Source organism: Rhodopseudomonas sp. P1, from assembly GCF_039642825.1.
In the GTDB taxonomy this organism is placed as follows: domain Bacteria; phylum Pseudomonadota; class Alphaproteobacteria; order Rhizobiales; family Xanthobacteraceae; genus Rhodopseudomonas; species Rhodopseudomonas palustris_H.
This window is the reverse complement of sequence record NZ_CP088006.1, coordinates 4,283,868-4,299,798: the sequence shown is the minus strand read 5'-3', so window position 1 is coordinate 4,299,798 and position 15,931 is coordinate 4,283,868. Positions and strand designations below refer to the sequence as shown.

The 15,931-nt window shown below is 65.4% G+C and carries 16 protein-coding genes; 10 read left to right on the top strand and 6 right to left on the bottom strand.

Annotation, left to right across the window (positions count from 1 at the left end; all coding sequences use genetic code 11):
- Nucleotides 1-21 precede the first annotated feature (21 nt).
- The 7 genes from fliE (at nucleotide 22) to LRC39_RS19855 (ending at nucleotide 7,669) form a co-directional block, all read left to right on the top strand.
- On the top strand, nucleotides 22-327 hold the full coding sequence (gene fliE / locus LRC39_RS19885; protein ID WP_104513080.1) for a flagellar hook-basal body complex protein FliE: 306 nt from the start codon (nucleotides 22-24) through the stop codon (nucleotides 325-327).
- 157 nt (nucleotides 328-484) lie between these two features.
- Nucleotides 485-748 (top strand): flagellar biosynthesis protein FliQ, encoded by a 264-nt coding sequence (fliQ, locus tag LRC39_RS19880; RefSeq protein WP_011159421.1) that lies wholly within the window; start codon nucleotides 485-487, stop codon nucleotides 746-748.
- A 106-nt stretch (nucleotides 749-854) separates the two neighbouring features.
- On the top strand, nucleotides 855-1,622 hold the full coding sequence (gene fliR / locus LRC39_RS19875) for a flagellar biosynthetic protein FliR (protein ID WP_107346693.1): 768 nt from the start codon (nucleotides 855-857) through the stop codon (nucleotides 1,620-1,622).
- A 26-nt stretch (nucleotides 1,623-1,648) separates the two neighbouring features.
- Entirely contained in the window at nucleotides 1,649-2,722 is a 1,074-nt protein-coding gene (gene flhB, locus LRC39_RS19870; RefSeq protein WP_346295393.1) for a flagellar biosynthesis protein FlhB, read from the top strand.
- Nucleotides 2,723-2,909: 187 nt separating this feature from the next.
- Nucleotides 2,910-5,474 carry a cell cycle histidine kinase CckA gene (gene cckA / locus LRC39_RS19865; RefSeq protein ID WP_430624949.1) on the top strand — a complete coding sequence of 855 codons (2,565 nt, stop codon included), beginning with the start codon at nucleotides 2,910-2,912 and terminating at the stop codon, nucleotides 5,472-5,474.
- Nucleotides 5,475-5,803: 329 nt separating this feature from the next.
- Nucleotides 5,804-6,835, top strand: a complete 1,032-nt coding sequence (locus tag LRC39_RS19860) for a Tim44 domain-containing protein (protein WP_346295392.1) — start codon at nucleotides 5,804-5,806, stop codon at nucleotides 6,833-6,835.
- Between the two features lie 123 nt (nucleotides 6,836-6,958).
- Nucleotides 6,959-7,669 carry a glutathione S-transferase gene (locus LRC39_RS19855; protein WP_346295391.1) on the top strand — a complete coding sequence of 237 codons (711 nt, stop codon included), beginning with the start codon at nucleotides 6,959-6,961 and terminating at the stop codon, nucleotides 7,667-7,669.
- A gap of 157 nt (nucleotides 7,670-7,826) precedes the next feature.
- Here the strand turns inward: LRC39_RS19855 and LRC39_RS19850 are convergent, their stop codons facing one another.
- The 3 genes from LRC39_RS19850 to LRC39_RS19840 all read right to left on the bottom strand — a co-directional run bounded on the left by LRC39_RS19850 (nucleotide 7,827) and on the right by LRC39_RS19840 (nucleotide 9,182).
- Nucleotides 7,827-8,186, bottom strand: a complete 360-nt coding sequence (locus tag LRC39_RS19850) for a GFA family protein (protein WP_164607741.1) — start codon at nucleotides 8,184-8,186, stop codon at nucleotides 7,827-7,829.
- A 145-nt stretch (nucleotides 8,187-8,331) separates the two neighbouring features.
- Nucleotides 8,332-8,502 (bottom strand): hypothetical protein, encoded by a 171-nt coding sequence (locus LRC39_RS19845; protein WP_205512636.1) that lies wholly within the window; start codon nucleotides 8,500-8,502, stop codon nucleotides 8,332-8,334.
- A 215-nt stretch (nucleotides 8,503-8,717) separates the two neighbouring features.
- Complete coding sequence (locus tag LRC39_RS19840) at nucleotides 8,718-9,182, bottom strand: hypothetical protein (RefSeq protein ID WP_264053134.1); 465 nt, start codon at nucleotides 9,180-9,182, stop codon at nucleotides 8,718-8,720.
- 449 nt (nucleotides 9,183-9,631) lie between these two features.
- Here LRC39_RS19840 and LRC39_RS19835 point away from each other — a divergent pair, with 449 nt between their 5' ends.
- Together LRC39_RS19835 and LRC39_RS19830 are read left to right on the top strand one after the other, a co-directional pair.
- Entirely contained in the window at nucleotides 9,632-11,128 is a 1,497-nt protein-coding gene (locus tag LRC39_RS19835) for a hypothetical protein (RefSeq protein ID WP_346295390.1), read from the top strand.
- Between the two features lie 89 nt (nucleotides 11,129-11,217).
- Nucleotides 11,218-12,873, top strand: a complete 1,656-nt coding sequence (locus LRC39_RS19830; RefSeq protein ID WP_164572130.1) for a fumarate hydratase — start codon at nucleotides 11,218-11,220, stop codon at nucleotides 12,871-12,873.
- A 352-nt stretch (nucleotides 12,874-13,225) separates the two neighbouring features.
- Here the strand turns inward: LRC39_RS19830 and LRC39_RS19825 are convergent, their stop codons facing one another.
- Nucleotides 13,226-13,522, bottom strand: a complete 297-nt coding sequence (locus LRC39_RS19825; RefSeq protein ID WP_011159411.1) for a hypothetical protein — start codon at nucleotides 13,520-13,522, stop codon at nucleotides 13,226-13,228.
- Between the two features lie 260 nt (nucleotides 13,523-13,782).
- Between LRC39_RS19825 and LRC39_RS19820 the strand changes: the two genes are divergently transcribed.
- Nucleotides 13,783-14,493: an Ig-like domain-containing protein gene (locus LRC39_RS19820; RefSeq protein ID WP_346295389.1), complete on the top strand. Its 711-nt coding sequence runs from the start codon at nucleotides 13,783-13,785 to the stop codon at nucleotides 14,491-14,493.
- Between the two features lie 7 nt (nucleotides 14,494-14,500).
- On the opposite strand, the gene LRC39_RS19815 is transcribed toward LRC39_RS19820, so the two are convergent.
- Together LRC39_RS19815 and LRC39_RS19810 are read right to left on the bottom strand one after the other, a co-directional pair.
- Entirely contained in the window at nucleotides 14,501-15,094 is a 594-nt protein-coding gene (locus LRC39_RS19815; RefSeq protein ID WP_107356588.1) for an inner membrane-spanning protein YciB, read from the bottom strand.
- 153 nt (nucleotides 15,095-15,247) lie between these two features.
- Nucleotides 15,248-15,877, bottom strand: a complete 630-nt coding sequence (locus tag LRC39_RS19810; protein WP_346295388.1) for a hypothetical protein — start codon at nucleotides 15,875-15,877, stop codon at nucleotides 15,248-15,250.
- Nucleotides 15,878-15,931 lie beyond the last annotated feature (54 nt).

Here is a 15,931-nt window from a genome sequence, read left to right as displayed (position 1 = left end):
ATCGCACCAGGACACTGACCCATGGCCTCCCCGATTTCAGCAGCGAATGCCTATGCGAGCCTCGCCCGCCTGGCCAAGCCGGCCGGCGCCGACAAGGGGAGCGAAGACGCTCCGTCGTTCGGCAACCTGGTCAAGCAGGCGATGGGCAGCGTGCTCGACGCCGGCCGCAAGTCCGACGCGCAGTCGATGGCGATGGCCTCCGGCAAATCCAACGTGATGGATGTGGTGACCGCGGTCGCCGAAACCGACGTCGCGGTGTCGACGCTGGTGTCGGTCCGCGACCGGGTGATCCAGTCCTACGAAGAAATCATGCGGATGCCGATCTGACGGCGGCAAGTTACCGATAGGCATCGTCATTGCGAGCGAAGCAATCCAGAGCCCAGCGCACCGCGCTCCTGGATCGCTTCGTCGCTCCGCTCCTCGCGATGACGATGGCGAGACCGAACACCACCACTGCCACAATCGTCGACACAAGGATTCTCTCATGACCGGCCCCGAAACCCTCGACGTCGCCCGCGACGCGATCTGGACCATCGTCGTGGTGTCGGCGCCGCTGATGGTGGTCGGCCTGGTGGTCGGCGTCGCGGTGTCGCTGGTCCAGGCGCTGACCCAGATTCAGGAACAGACGCTGGTGTTTGTGCCGAAAATCCTGGCGATGTTCGTCACCTTGGTGCTGGCGCTGCCCTTCATGGCCGACGCGCTGCACTCGCAGATGATGCGGATCTCATCGCGAATCATCGGCGGTTGACGCATGATCGGAGCCCGCGCCGCTTCGTTGGTCGCATCCGCCATCGCCGCATCGCGCGGCTGTGGCGCACGACCTTCTGACGCGCGCTCCGAATCAGACAGCCGCGATGCGCATCGACCTGACCTTCCTGCCGGCGCTCGCCGCCACCTTCATGCTGGTGTTCGCACGCATCGGCTCGATGGTGATGCTGATGCCGGCGTTCGGCGAGAGCAACATCCCGACGCGGGTGAAGCTGTCGATCGCGCTCATGCTGACGCTAATCATGCTGCCGCTGCATCGCTCGGCCTATCAGATCGACATGTCGTCGCTGACGCCGCTGTTGGTGCTGATGCTGCAGGAGATCGCGGTCGGCATCGTGCTCGGCGCCACCGCGCGGGTGACGCTGTCGGCGCTGCAGGTCGCGGGCGCGGTGATCGCCCAGCAGCTCGGGCTCGGCTTCGTTTCGGCGGTCGATCCGACGCAGGGCCAGCAGGGCGTGGTGGTCGGCAATTTTCTGACGATGCTCGGTGTCACGCTGCTGTTCGCCACCGACATGCACTATCTGGTGATCCAGGCGCTGAGCGACAGCTACAAGGTGTTCGCGCCGGGCGAATTAATGCACACCGGCGACGTCGCGGCGCTGGCCACCAAAGCGTTCGCGGCTGCGTTCAAGCTCGGCCTGCAATTGTCGGCGCCGTTCCTGGTGTTCGGCCTGGTGTTCAACATCGGGCTTGGCGTGCTGGCGCGGCTGATGCCGCAGATGCAGGTGTATTTCGTCGGCGTTCCGCTTTCGATCGTGATCGGCTTCATCGTGCTCGCGGTGGTGCTGACCACGATGATGGGCGCTTTCCTCGGCTATTTCGGCGGCGTGATGCACGATCTGATGCCACGCTGACGCTCGGCGTCGTTCGGAGCTGAACGATGTCCGAGGACAGTGACGAGAAAACAGAAGAGCCGACACAAAAACGTCTCGACGATGCACTCAAGCGCGGCGACGTCGTCAAGAGCCAGGAGGTCAACACCTGGTTCCTGATCGCCGGCGCGACGCTGGTGCTGTCCTCGTTCCACGAGTCGATCGGCGCCGGCATTCTCGCGCCGATGCGCAATCTGATCGAAAAGTCTTGGATGCTGCGCGCCGACGGCGACGGGCTGATCGCGCTCGCCAAGAGCCTGTCCTACGCGACGCTGGCGGCGATCGGCATTCCGCTGTTGATGCTGGTGATCGTCGCGATCGCCAGCAACATGATTCAGCACCGGCTGGTGTTTTCCGCCGAGGCGCTGACGCCGAAATTCAGCAAGCTGTCGCCGCTCGAAGGCGCCAAGCGGCTGTTCGGCAAACAGGCGATGGCCAACTTCCTCAAGGGCCTGTTCAAGGTCGTGGCGCTCGGCATCGTGATGGTGGCGGTGCTGTATCCCGAGCACGACCGGCTCGACGCGCTGCTGAAGATGGACGTTTCCGCGCTGCTCGGCGTCACCGTGGCGCTGACGCTGAAGCTGCTCGGCGCGGTGGTGGCGATGCTCGCCTTCGTGGCCGTCGGCGATTACTTCTTCCAGTATCGGCAGTGGCACGAAAAGCAGAAGATGTCGCTGCAGGAGATCAAGGAAGAATTCAAGCAGTCGGAAGGCGATCCGCACATCAAGGGCCGGTTGCGGCAGCTCCGCTATCAGCGGATGAAGAAGCGGATGATGGCCGAGGTGCCGAATGCGTCGGTGGTCATCACCAACCCGACCCACTTCTCGGTGGCGCTGAAATACGAGCGCGGCATGTCGGCGCCGATCTGCGTCGCCAAGGGTGTCGACGCGGTGGCGTTCAAGATCCGGGAAGTCGCCAAGGAACACGACGTGCCGATCGTCGAGAACGTGCCGCTGGCGCGCGCGTTGTACGCCACGGTGGAGATCGACGATGAGATCCCGGTCGAACACTACCAGGCGGTCGCCGAGGTGATCGGTTACGTCATGAACCTGAAGCGGGCGTGGTCCGGCCGCAGCAATTGAGCGGGGCGATGCATCAGCAGCGAGGAGCGGGGCGGGCGGCGCGCCGCCCTGGCGCGGGAAGCCGGAGCGGATTGTCCTTGATGGCCTGCGGACGGGCCGGAGGATGGTCTTGCGTTTCCGGCCGCGATTCAGGCAGTTGGAGCCGCGCCGCCGCGTGCCCGGCGGGCAAGGGACCGGTTCGGTGACCATGACCATCAACGATCAACAAGCTTCGCCCGAGCCGCGTCCGGCCTCGCCGGAGCCGGCCCGCCGCGGCGGCAGTATCGCGCTTGTGCTGCTGCTGGCCGGCGCCATCGTCGCCGCCGCCGTGGCGTTCATGACGCTCGGCCGAGCCGGAGCCCAGCCTTACATTCTCGGCCTGCTGGCGCTGCTGGCGATGGTCGGCCTGTTCATGCTGTTCGCGTTCGCGGCCGGTATCATCGGCTTCGCCGACCGTTCCGCCGAAGATCCGATCCTGCGGGCGATTCCCGAAAACGCTTTCGATGGTATCGCAGTCACCGACGCTGGCGGCCATGTCGTTTATGCCAACTCGACCTATCTGGCGCTGACGGGTGCGGCGACGATGCAGGACGTCCGCCCGGTGGAGCGGGTGTTCATCGGTAATCCCGATGTCTCCGAGGCGGTGTTCCGGCTGCTCAAGGCGGCTCGCGAGGGACGGCGCCTGCAGGAGGAAGTGCGGGTTGCCGGCGCAGACGGCACCCAGGGCCGCTGGATGCGGCTGCGGGTTCGCCCGCTCGGCACCAGCAAGCGCGAGGCGCGGCAGACGGTGTGGTCGATCGCCGACATCACCCGCGACCGCGAGCGCCAGGAGGACGTGTTCCAGACCCTGCAGCACGCGATCGAATATCTCGACCATGCGCCCTGCGGGTTCTTCTCGGTCAATCCGGCCGGCAACCTCGTCTATGTCAACGCCACGCTGGCGAACTGGCTCGATCATGACCTCGCCGAGATCGGCTCCGGTGGCCTGAAGCTATCGGACGTGGTTTCGGGCGACGGCGCCGCGCTGCTGACCTCGATCGTGCCGGAGCCGGGCGAGGTGAAGACCGAAGTCTTCGACATCGACCTGAAGAAGCGCGGCGGCCAGACCGTGCCGGTGCGGCTCTATCACAAGCTCGCCTTCGGCGCCGACGGCACTCCCGGCCCGTCGCGCACGCTGGTGATCAGCCGTGCCCGCGACGATCGGCTCGATCCGCAGCGCGCTGCCGAAATCCGCTTCATGCGGTTCTTCGACCAGACCCCGATGGCGATCGCTACCGTCGACAAGACGGGTGCGGTGGTCCGGGCGAACGCGCGGCTTGCCAAGCTGGCGCAGAGCCTCGACCCGGCCGGCGCTTCGGCGTCCAAGTCGATCCTGGCGGCGGCGTCGGCGCGCGACCGCGCGGTGCTGGCAGGCGCGATCGAGCAGGCCGCCAAGGGGCAGGCCGATATCGCGCCGGTCGAAGTGATGCTCGACAGCGCCAAGGAGCGCTGGGGCCAGTTCTTCGTGACCGCGGTCAGCGATGAGACCGACAACGAAGCGGCCATCGTCCACATGCTCGAAACCACCGAGCGCCGCGCCCTGGAGAACCAGGTCAATCAGGCGCAGAAGATGGACACCATCGGCCAGCTCGCCGGTGGCATCGCGCACGACTTCAACAACGTGCTGTCGGCCATCATGATGGCCAACGACTTCCTGCTGAACGCGCACAAGCCGACCGATCCGTCGTTCCAGGACATCATGCAGATCAAGCAGAACGCCACCCGCGCCGCGACGCTGGTGCGGCAGCTGCTGGCATTCTCGCGCAAACAAACACTGCGTCCCCAGGTGCTCGATCTCGGCGAGGCGCTGACCGACATCGATCGGCTGCTGAAACGGCTGATCGGCGAGAAGATCTCGCTGGAAATGCAGCACGGCCGCGATCTGTGGCGGACCAAGGCCGACGTCTCGCAATTCGAGCAGGTGATCGTCAATCTCGCGGTCAACGCCCGCGACGCGATGCCCGACGGCGGCAAGCTGACGATCCGCACCGCCAACGTCTCCGCCTCCGCCGCCTCGCAGCTCGGCCACAACGGCATGCCGGCGGCCGACTATGTCTGCGTCGAAGTCTCCGACACCGGCACCGGCATTCCGCCGGAAATTCTCGACAAGATCTTCGAGCCGTTCTTCTCGACCAAGGAAGTCGGCAAGGGCACCGGGCTCGGGCTGTCGACGGTGTACGGCATCATCAAGCAGACCGGCGGCTTCGTGTACGTCGACTCGGAAATCGGCAAGGGCACCACCTTCCGCATCTATCTGCCGCGCCACGAGCAGGTCGCCGAGCCGCAGGTTGAGACACCCGCGGCCAGCGGCACGGCACCCGAGCCGGCACCGGCCGCGCCCAAGCCCCGCGCTGACATGACCGGGCAGGGCACGATCCTGCTGGTCGAAGACGAAGAGGGTCTTCGCTCGCTCAATGCCCGCGGCCTGCGCTCCCGCGGCTATGAGGTGATCGAAGCTTCCAACGGCGTCGAAGCGCTGGAAGAATTCGATGCCCATGGCGGCGAAGTCGATCTCGTCGTCTCCGACGTGGTGATGCCGGAAATGGACGGCCCGACGCTGCTGAAAGCGATGCGCGCCCGCAATCCGGAGCTGAAGATCATCTTCGTGTCGGGCTATGCCGAGGATGCGTTCGAGAAGAGCCTGCCGGAGAACGAGCAGTTCGCCTTCCTGGCCAAACCGTTCGCGCTGAGCGCGCTGGTCGCGAAGGTGAAGGAGACGATGGCGCCGAACTGAACGCGTGCGGCGGACAGCGCTCGCTTCGATGAGCGCAACGCCCTTCAATTTCGTCGTGGCCGGGCTTGTCCCGGCCATGCACGTTTTTGTCGTTGATATCTCCGCGTGTCGCGGATGCCGGCACGAGGCGGCATGACGAGACTCATGGTGGTGCCAGTTCGCATTGCCGATCAGTTGCAATGCGACGGCGGATTTCTTAACGCCTCGTTAGGTTCACCGTACTCCCCGCGACCGAGGGCCGCAGGTGTGCGACGACGCGCCCGCTTCCTTTTTGGAGGCTGGTGCCCATTTTTACGGAGCTTCCCCCTGCCGGGGATTGAGGGAGTAACATGAATTTCTTGCACCGCACCCGCGGCTTTATGACCGCTCTTGCTGTGGCGATGTCGCTCGCGATGCCGCTGTCGTTGGCGCTGACGTCGGCGGCCGACGCGCGCATCGGCGGCGGCTCGAGCTCCGGTTCGCGCGGCTCGCGCAGCTTCTCGGCACCGCCCAGCACCAACACGGCGCCGGGTGCCGCTCAACCGTTCAACCGCACCTATAGCCAGCCGGGCGGCCCCGGCATGAGCGGCCCGGCGGCGGGCGCCGCCGCCAACAAGGGCGGCTTCTTCAACCGCCCGGGCATGGGCATGCTCGGCGGCCTTGCCGCTGGCTTCCTCGGCGCCGGCCTGCTCGGCATGCTGTTCGGCGGCGGCTTCCTGTCCGGTCTCGGCAGCTTCGCCTCGATCATCGGGCTGGTACTGCAGGTGGCGCTGGTCGTGATCCTGGCGCGTCTGGCCTGGGGCTGGTGGCAGCGTCGCAACAACCCGCAGGCGGCCTATGCGCCCGGTGCGGTGGCCGGCCAGGGCCCGCGGCCCGATGGCGCCTATGCGATGAACCAATCGGCCAACCCGGCGGCGCAGCCGGCCTCGCGCGGCGGCTTCGGCTTCGGTGGCGGCGCCAGCGCCAGCAATGACCGGCCGCTGGAGATCAAGCCGGACGACTATGAGGCGTTCGAGCGCCTGCTGGGTGACATCCAGGCGGCGTGGTCGAATGAAGACATCGACCGGCTGCGCCAGCTCGCCACTCCGGAAATGGCGTCGTACTTCGCCAAGGACCTGGAGGAGAACAAGGCCAACAACGACATCAACAAGGTGTCGGATGTGAAGCTGCTGCAGGGCGATCTCGCCGAAGCCTGGCGCGAGGGCGAAACCGACTACGCCACCGTGGCGATGCGGTTCTCGCTGGTCGACAAGACCCTGGAGCGCGGCACCAATCGCCTGGTCGCCGGCAGCGATACGCCGATCGAGGTCACCGAGATCTGGACCTTTACTCGGCGCCCCGGCGCGAGCTGGGAATTGGCCGCGATCCAGCAGACCAACTGACGCTCTGCTCCCGAGCGATCCAGCATCGAAGCGCCGCGGACCTTCCGCGGCGCTTTTTTGTTAGGCTCTGGAGCAGGGCGGCGCGGAGGCGGAGCCGCGTCGATCAGCACAGGGGCCGAACCGATGGCTTACGAACTGTACTACTGGCCGACCATTCAGGGCCGCGGCGAATTCGTGCGGCTGGCGCTCGAAGAGGCCGGCGCCGCCTATGTCGATGCCGCGCGCCGCAATAAGGCCGGCATGTCCACGATGATGAAGCTGATGCAGGCGGAGCAGGGCACGCCGCCGTTTGCGCCGCCGTTTCTCAAAGCCGGCAAGCTGATCATCGGCCAGACCGCCAACATCCTGCTGTATCTCGGCAGCCGTCATGGCCTTGCACCCGCGAGCGAAGCCGGCCGGCTGTGGGTGCATCAGCTGCAGCTCACGATCGCGGACCTGGTGCAGGAGGTGCACGACACTCACCATCCGATCGGCACCATGCTGTACTACGAAGACCAGCGGAAGCCGGCGAAGAAACGCACCGCCGAGTTCTGGGACAATCGCGCGCCGAAGTTCCTCGGCTATTTCGAACGCCTGGTCGCCGGCGGCGGCGGCACCTATCTCACCGGGCGCAAGCTGACCTATGCCGACCTGTCGCTGTTTCAGATCGTCGAGGGCCTGCGCTACGCCTTTCCAAAGCACATGAAGACGTTCGAGCGCGACATTCCGAAGCTGGTCGCGCTGCACGACCGGATCGCCGAACGCCCGAACATCGCCTCTTACCTCGCCAGCGACCGCCGCATTCCGTTCAACAAGGAAGGCATCTTCCGGCACTACAAGGAGCTGGATAAGTAACAGCCTGTCAGGTGGCGTTCGATCTCTCTGCGAGGTCATTCCGGGGCGCGAGCGAAAGCGCGCGAACCCGAAATCTGATCCGAGCACACCACTTCGAGATTCCGGGTTCGCGCGTTTCACGCGCGCCCCGGAATGACGCCGGTGGACTTGCGCGAACCTATCTGTGCCGTCCGTCGATCGGCGTCATCTTCAGCTGCGACAGCTCGATGCCGTCGATGCAGGAGACGTTCAGCGCCACCACTTCGGTGCCATCGGGCTTTGTGCCCCGGGCGAACACCTCGACGCCGCACTCGCTGCAGAGCTGGTGACTGACCGCGCGCTTGTTGAACAGATATTCTTTCAGGCTGTCTTCGCCGGCGCGCAGCTGAAAGCTCTTCGGCGGCAGGAAGGTGAAGTGCAGACCCTTCTTGGTGCAGATCGAGCAGTTGCAAGCCGTGACCATCGACAGGTCGGTGGTGCATTCGAACCGCACCAGACCGCAATGGCAGCCGCCGGTCAGGACTTTGGCATCGCTCATCAGGCTACCCCGCCGCTCGCGTCGGCCGAGTCTAGCAGAGCGCCGGCTGCGCGCCAGATGGCCACCAGCGCAGCGATCGGGCTGAAACAACAAAGCCCCGCGCGTGGCGGGTCCCGTCGTCGCTTCTGAACCGCGTCGTCGTGCTTTACGCGAGCTGGTCGACGCGGGTGCCCTGTCCGGGCGGCAGCGCCGCTTTCGGCGGCTGGATGCTGGTGGTGTCCTTGTCGTCTTTCGGCGGCGGAGGTGGCGGCGGAGGGCTCGCCTGAGTCGCCGGCTTGGCCACCGGTGTCGACGACACGCTCGAAATGCTGCTCATCAGTCTTTCCTCGTGTTGGCCAACGTCCCCCGATCAGATGGTGCGCCGGCGGCGGCTTGCCACCGACCGCGCCCGGGTAGGCATCGGATCAACCGCGATCATCGCGCTGCCCGGTGAACTTTGCGCGCACCCCTGCGCCGGCATTTGCTTCAAATGCCGGGCTTTGGATTGCGGGACATCACGAGGGGAGGGGCGCCGCCGGAGCGGCCGCGCAGCTACTCGCTGCTGTCGCGGGTGATCGAGATCGATGCGTCGGTCTTGGTGCGGATGCAGCGCATGTCGAGCCGGCGGAAGCGGGTCTTGATGTCGTTGCCGCGCAAAATGCCGACCCGGCCGAAGCAGCGCTTGACGCCGCGCAGCGTGTCCGGCTTCGGGATCGTGAACACGATTGCGGCGGCGCTGGCGATCAGGTCCTGAAATTCCGGCGACGGCTTTCGCGCCGGCGCCTGGCCGTAAACCTCGTTCTTCACCGTGCGGCTCGGACACCCCAGCCGCAGCGCCTTCGCGGCCGGATGCGACAGGTAGATCATGTTGGCCGCGGTCTTGCCGACGCTGATCCCATCGATCTGCGCCTTGAGCTGCTTGGCAAGATCGTCGCAGCGATCGGCCCGGGCGGGGGAGGCGGCGAATGTCGAGGCGATAGCAGCGGTGGCAATGAGATAGGGCAGGCGGCGCAGCATCAGGTCTTCTCCTCAGTCCCTGGCGGTACTGAAGCTTGCGCCGAAGCCAGATGCAAGAGGACCAAGTTCGCGGCTACTGATCAGCGTGCACATCGGCCATGGACAATCAGGAGATCAGAGTTTCCCCGGATCGTATACTTGCCGGGATCTCAGATCCGGCTGGATGTGGGGACGGAGTTGGATGCTCAGCTCGCTGTAACGGTCGGCAGTTTTCGTCGAGCCCACCGCTGCGATCCAGAACTCGCCGCTAGCAGCCCGTGCAAGGGGCAATACCTGTGCGGGAGGTGGGCAGAATAGGCGGTGTTTGGATGAGGGCGGTGACGCACGAGGGTTCCGCCTCCGCTTATCTTTGCGTTTCCCATACGGGATCGATGCAGATTTTCCGGCTTCCGGTTGGCGGGAAATCGCTGCAGTATTGCGACCCTGAGTTGCATTTCAGGGTGCCCCCGATGTTGGATATTCCAAGCTATTTAAGTCGCGGTGAGCGTGCTCGGCTTTTTCCGGTTCTGGCCGATACCTCAAAGGAAGGTCGAACGGCGTCGATCCTGTTGGCGTGTCTTGCCAATGTGGATGAGTTCGGTCGCTCGATGATGAATACGGTCGGCCAGCGCGCTGGGCCCCGAACGAGGATCGAGACCTTTACTGAGGTCTGCTTCTCATCTCAGTCAGACAAAATGAGGCCGGACGGCCTGATTGTTCTCACTACGGGTAATCGTCAGTGGCGGGCTCTGGTCGAAGCCAAGGTTGGAAATTCTGAACTGGAGGTCGGCCAAGTCGAAAGCTATTTAGCGCTTGCGCGCGAGAACGACATCGACGCCCTAATTACGATTTCCAATCAGTTTGCCGCTGTCCCGGCTGTTCACCCTTTGCAGGTTTCAGTATCCGCGCGACGTAAGATCGAGCTGTTTCACTGGTCTTGGATGCACGTCCTTACCGAAGCGAGCCTGCTACTTGCCAACGATGAGATCCTCGATCGCGATCAGAGGTTTGTCCTCAACGAAATGGTCCGCTTTCTCACGCACCCAAGCGCCGGAGTGAAGGGCTTTGATCAGATGCCCGCGTGTTGGACCGACCTGGTGGCATCTGTTCAGGCGGGGGCCGCGCCGTCGCCGAACTCTGCTGTGACACGCGAGATTGTTGGAGCATGGCACCAAGTCGTGCGCGACCTGTCGCTGACGATGAGCCGACAACTCGGCGTCGAAGTCTCGCCGCGAATCCCGAGGGAACATCTTCGCGACCTCGATGCGCGGGCCAAGGCTGATAGCTGTCACTTATGCGAGGAGCATTCTCTCGCCGCTACGTTGATCGTGCCGGACGCGGCGTCTCCTCTGGAGGTCACTGCAGACATCAAAACGCGCTCGCTCGCAGTTTCGATGCATCTGAGGGCACCTGACGACAAGAAGGGAACGAAGGCGAGGCTGAACTGGCTACTGCGCCAGTTTCCGCCCACGACGAACGAGAACTGGCATATCCGTCTGTACTGGCCGGGACGAACCAGTAGCACTCAGCGACCGCTCGCGGCGCTTCGAGAGAACGTCGATCAAGCTGTAGATGAGAAGGCGGGGCAGGTGGTGACGTCGTTCGACGTGATCATGGTGCGTGATATCGGCGCCCGCTTCGCACAGCGCAAGAATTTCATCGCCGAACTAGAGGCGATTGTCCCCCTCGCCTACGATCAAGCTGGGCAGCATCTGCGGGCTTGGCAGCGGACTGCACCGCGTCTTCCCGAGGCAAAGGCCGAGCCCGCGAGCGTCAATACGGAAGCGATGCGCGATGCGGCGGAGCAGGAGCTGACCGGACCGCAAGAGCGGCCTGTACTAGCCCAGCCCATCGTACTGAAATCTGAGCCGGATGTGGATGTCCCACAGGATGGCCTCCTGACGGAGCCGCCACCGGAAGATGCGGCAGGTCCAGTTGGTCCCGATCTGGCCGGGCAGGTCCCATGAAGCTCCCCACCCTCCCGTTTTGAACCCTTCAAAATCCCGCCGAAACCGCCTAGACAGGGCCGCGAATTTACCCATTCGAGGCCCTGTCCATGAACGCTCCCACGCCCGTTCCGTCTGCTGCCACCCCGGTTCCGCCCTATAAGCACACCCCGCTGTTTCCGCTGGGCAAGGACGACACCGTCTATCGCAAGATCACGTCGGACGGCGTGCGGGTCGAGAAGGTGCTCGGGCGCGACATGCTGGTGGTGGAGCGCGAGGCGCTGCGCGCGCTGTCGGAGGCGGCGTTCGGCGAGATCAACCATTATCTGCGGCCCGGCCACCTCAAGCAGCTCCGCAAGATCCTGGACGATCCGGAGGCGAGCCCGAACGACAAGTTCGTCGCGCTCGACTTCCTGAAGAACGCCAATATCGCCGCCGGCGGCGTGCTGCCGATGTGCCAGGACACCGGCACCGCGATCATCATGGGCAAGAAGGGCTCGAACGTCATCACCGACGGCGACGATGAAGCGGCGCTGTCAGAAGGCGCGCGCGACGCTTACTTGCGCCGCAACTTGCGCTACTCGCAGGTCGCGCCGCTGTCGATGTTCGAGGAGAAGAACACCGCCAACAACATGCCGGCGCAGTGCGAGATCTACGCCGAGGGCGATGATGCCTACAAGTTCATGTTCATGGCCAAGGGCGGCGGCTCGGCCAACAAGAGCTTCCTGTTCCAGGCGACGCCGTCGCTGCTGACGCGCGACCGGCTGCTGGCGTTCCTGAAAGAGAAGATCATGACGCTCGGCACTGCGGCGTGCCCGCCCTATCACCTGGCGATCGTGATCGGCGGCACTTCGGTCGAGACCACGATGAAGACGGTGAAGCTCGCCTCCGCGCGCTATCTCGATGCGCTGCCGACCCACGGCTCCGAACTCGGCAACGCGTTCCGCGACGTCGAGATGGAGCAGGAAATCCACAAGATGACGCAGAGCCTCGGCGTCGGTGCGCAGTTCGGCGGCAAGTATTTCTGCCACGACGTCCGCGTCATCCGGCTGCCGCGCCACGGCGCCTCGTTGCCGATCGGCCTCGGCGTATCGTGCTCGGCCGACCGGCAGATGCTCGGCAAGATCACCAAGGATGGCGTGTATCTGGAAGAGCTCGAGCACAACCCGGCGCAGTATTTGCCGGAAGTCGAGCAGGCGCTCGGCGGCGAGGTGGTGAAGATCGACCTCAACCAGCCGATGAAGGACATCCTCGCGACGCTGAGCAAGCACCCGATCAAGACCCGGCTGTCGCTGACCGGCACCATGATCGTGGCGCGCGACGCCGCCCATGCCAAGCTGCGCGACCGGCTGGAGAAGGGCGAGCCGCTGCCGGATTACTTCAAGAACCATCCGGTGTACTACGCCGGCCCGGCCAAGACCCCGGACGGCTACGCCTCCGGCGCGTTCGGCCCGACCACCGCGGGGCGGATGGACTCGTTCGTCGATCAGTTCCAGGCGGCCGGCGGCTCGATGGTGATGGTCGCCAAGGGCAACCGCGCTCCGGCGGTGCGCGAGGCGTGCAAGAAGTATGGCGGCTTCTATCTCGGCTCGATCGGCGGCGCCGCGGCCAACCTTGCCGAGCACTGCATCAAGAAGGTCGAGGTGCTGGAATATCCCGAGCTCGGCATGGAGGCGATCTGGAAGATCGACGTCGTCGACTTCCCGGCCTTCATCATCGTCGACGACAAGGGCAACGACTTCTTCAAGGAACTGAACCTGGGCTGAGGCGGCGCCGAGGGCCCACCACTCGCACCGTCATTCCGGGGCGCTCACGCAGTGAGCGAACCCGGAATCCCGAGGTTGTTGCGATCGGGTGTCTAATTACTTCGAGATTCCGGGTTCGCGCGTTTCACGCGCGCCCCGGAATGACTCCCTCGGAGGAGCCAGCCTAAGTTATCGTCAGGAGCAGTCATGGCCGGGCTTGACCCGCCTGCGGGGCCGAAGCCCCTTCGGCGCGGCGAAGGCCCGGCCATCCATCTTCTTCAAGTGATGGATCACCGGGTCTCGGCGCTGCGCGCCGGCCCGGTGATGACATTGGTAACTGCGGCTGCGGCGGAACCGCCGCGATCTCGACGCCTTACGCCCGGGTGCCGGTGAACGGGAACGAGCCCATCGGGCCGATGCCCATCTCGCCGGAGATGCTGTCGCCGCTCACCTTGCCGGTGTAGCTCAGCGTCAGCGGCATCGGGTTGGTGATCGACAGCTTCCAGGCGACGTCGTCGCCGTTCACGGTGCCGTCGAAGATCTCGCCGGCATCGCCGTCGGCGGATTGCGAGCCGGTGAGCGTCGAGCCGTCGGCCTTCAGCGTCAGGTCGGCCTGCCGCTCGCCCATCGGCGTGCTCATGGTGAGTTTCCAGTTTCCGTCGACTGCCATGTGTTTCTCCCCTTGGTCCCGGTCCTCGTGAGTTCACCGGGCCGCCCCTCTTAGTATGGTGCGGGAGCGACAAACAAGCCCGAACGTGCCGCCCCGCTGCGGCCAGGGGCCGCGATAGCTGGTCATCGTGAATCGGGCGGTGTTCTGCTCTGCCGGCCGCGCATGCAGATACCTGTGGTGCAGTGCACGCGTCGTGCTATCCTATGTTAACTTCGGAGGACGTCTCGAGGTTTCCAACGCCTTCAAGGTGGAGACCCGACATGCGTTTGTCATATGTGAGTGCCGCGCTTGCGGTTGCGGCGCTGCTGCCCGGACTGACCAGCCTCCCTGCCGCCGCGCAGGTCGAGGTGGTGTCCGAGACGACCGTCACCCGCCTGGATATCATCGCCGAGCCCAGTGTTCCCGGCCGGTTCGTGCTGAACGCGACCGTCCGCACCGGTTACGGCGCCGGCGTCCCTGACGGCCGGGTGGTGTTCTACGATCTGTCGACCAGCACCGTGCTGGGCTGGATCGATGCCGGCAAACCGAGCCTCACGGTCGACGGCCTCAAGCCGGGGCGGCATCTGTTGCGCGCCGATTACGCCGGCAGCGCCAGCCGGCTGCCGCTGATCGTGCTGCCGAGCCAGTCGGCCGATGTCGCGCTCGATGTGCTGGCCCATCCGCGCCTGACGCTGTCGTCGTCCGATGCTGCCCCGGCATCCGGTGCGGTGGTGACGCTGACCGCCGCCGTCACCGGTCCGCACGGCCTGCCGACCGGCACGGTAAGCTTCCGCGACGGCGACCGGGTGATCGCCGCGCACGTGCCGCTCGATCGCACCGGACTGGCGGCATTCACCACCTCGGCGCTGGACAATGGCGTCGGCGGCATCGTGGTGGTGTACGAAGGTGATCATCACTACGCGCGGGCCACTGCGCAGCTGGCACCGAACGAAGATCGCGCGCTGGCGCTCGCCGCCGCGCCGCGGATGTAAGTCGCCGCTAAGATTCGGCCGTGATCGGTGTCGATGCGGTCGTCGCTGCAGTCGCGGCTGCGGCCCGCCGCCGGCTGCGGATCGCGAAGCGAAACACCAGATACTGCGCGGCGAACGCTGCGACTTTGAACGCCGGCGCGATTACCATCACGTAGAACGTCCACAGCTTGATATCGCCGGTCAGCGCCGCGGCGATCACCCCGGCGCCGAGCACCAGCATCAGCGCCGCCCAGGCGTAGCCGGCGATCCGCACATAGTCCGGGATGGTGTCGCCGACGATCGGCGGCACGTAGCGCAGCATCCAGTCCCGGCGCAGCATCAGCAGCCCGACCGCGATGTGGCCGACGCTGGGCTTGATCAGCACGAAGCGCGGATCGTTGGTCAGCAGCGTGGCGCCGCCGAGCACCACCACCAGCGCGACGCTGGCATAGGCCATCACGTCGAGCCGCTGGCCCTTCACTTTGGCGTAGATGAACTGCCCGACTGCGCCGAGCACGGCGACGATCGTCGCCAGCGCGACGTTGCCGGTCGAGAAATACAGCACCACGAAGACGATGGTGGAGAAGAAGTCGCTGCCGAGCTTGGCGAACACCGCCTTCATTGCACGTTTCTCCGCTGTCGCCGCCTGCGGAGGACCGCGGCGGAGCGCCGTCGCCCCGCCCGATTGTGCGTGCCCCCTCGAGGGAAGTAAACCGCGGCAGCCCGGCAGCAAGGGCCGGGCACCTAATTTAGGCAGGCATCAGTTTAGACCACTTCAATTCGGCGCAGCCAGCGTGGTGGCCCGACCAGGGCTGCCGAATGGCTTGGGCTTGTCCTTGCCGCAGGCAAAGCCGCGCGCCAGCTCGTCGGCAGCCTGCCGTGCCACCTCGTTGGCGTTGCGGTTGGCGGCGACGTCCACATAGGCGACGTGGCACACCGCGCCGGGCGGCAGCCGCGTCACCACCAGCATCTGCTTGGTGTTGGGCCGGCCGCCTTTGCCGAGATCGTCGTTGTCAGCGAGGTGCCAGCGCTGGATGATGGCGAACGGCTTGCCGGCGCCGTCGAGCCGCCATTCGACCGTATCGGTGGTGGAGTTGAACGGGCCGAACGAGGTTTTGGCCGCCGGCTGGGCGCTGGCATCCTTGTAATTGCGGCCGACGCTGACGCTCTGGCGCAGGTCCATCTCCGATACGACCACCACCAGCCCGTCCTGGCCGGGGCACAGCCACTCGCCGCTATCCTCGGGCGCGCCGCCCGGCCGCGCGACCCGGCACGCCTTGGGAGCGGTCGAACTATAGACGCTGCTGGCGCCGTCAGCCTGGGCCGGCGCCACGAGGGAGGCTGGAATGGTGAGTGGGAGCAGCACGGCGAGGGCGGGGAGCAGTCGCATTGGCAGGCCTTGCATCGCAGCGGAACCTTTGTCGGTCGGCGTCCGGCTGGGGAAGGTTCGAGCAATTTC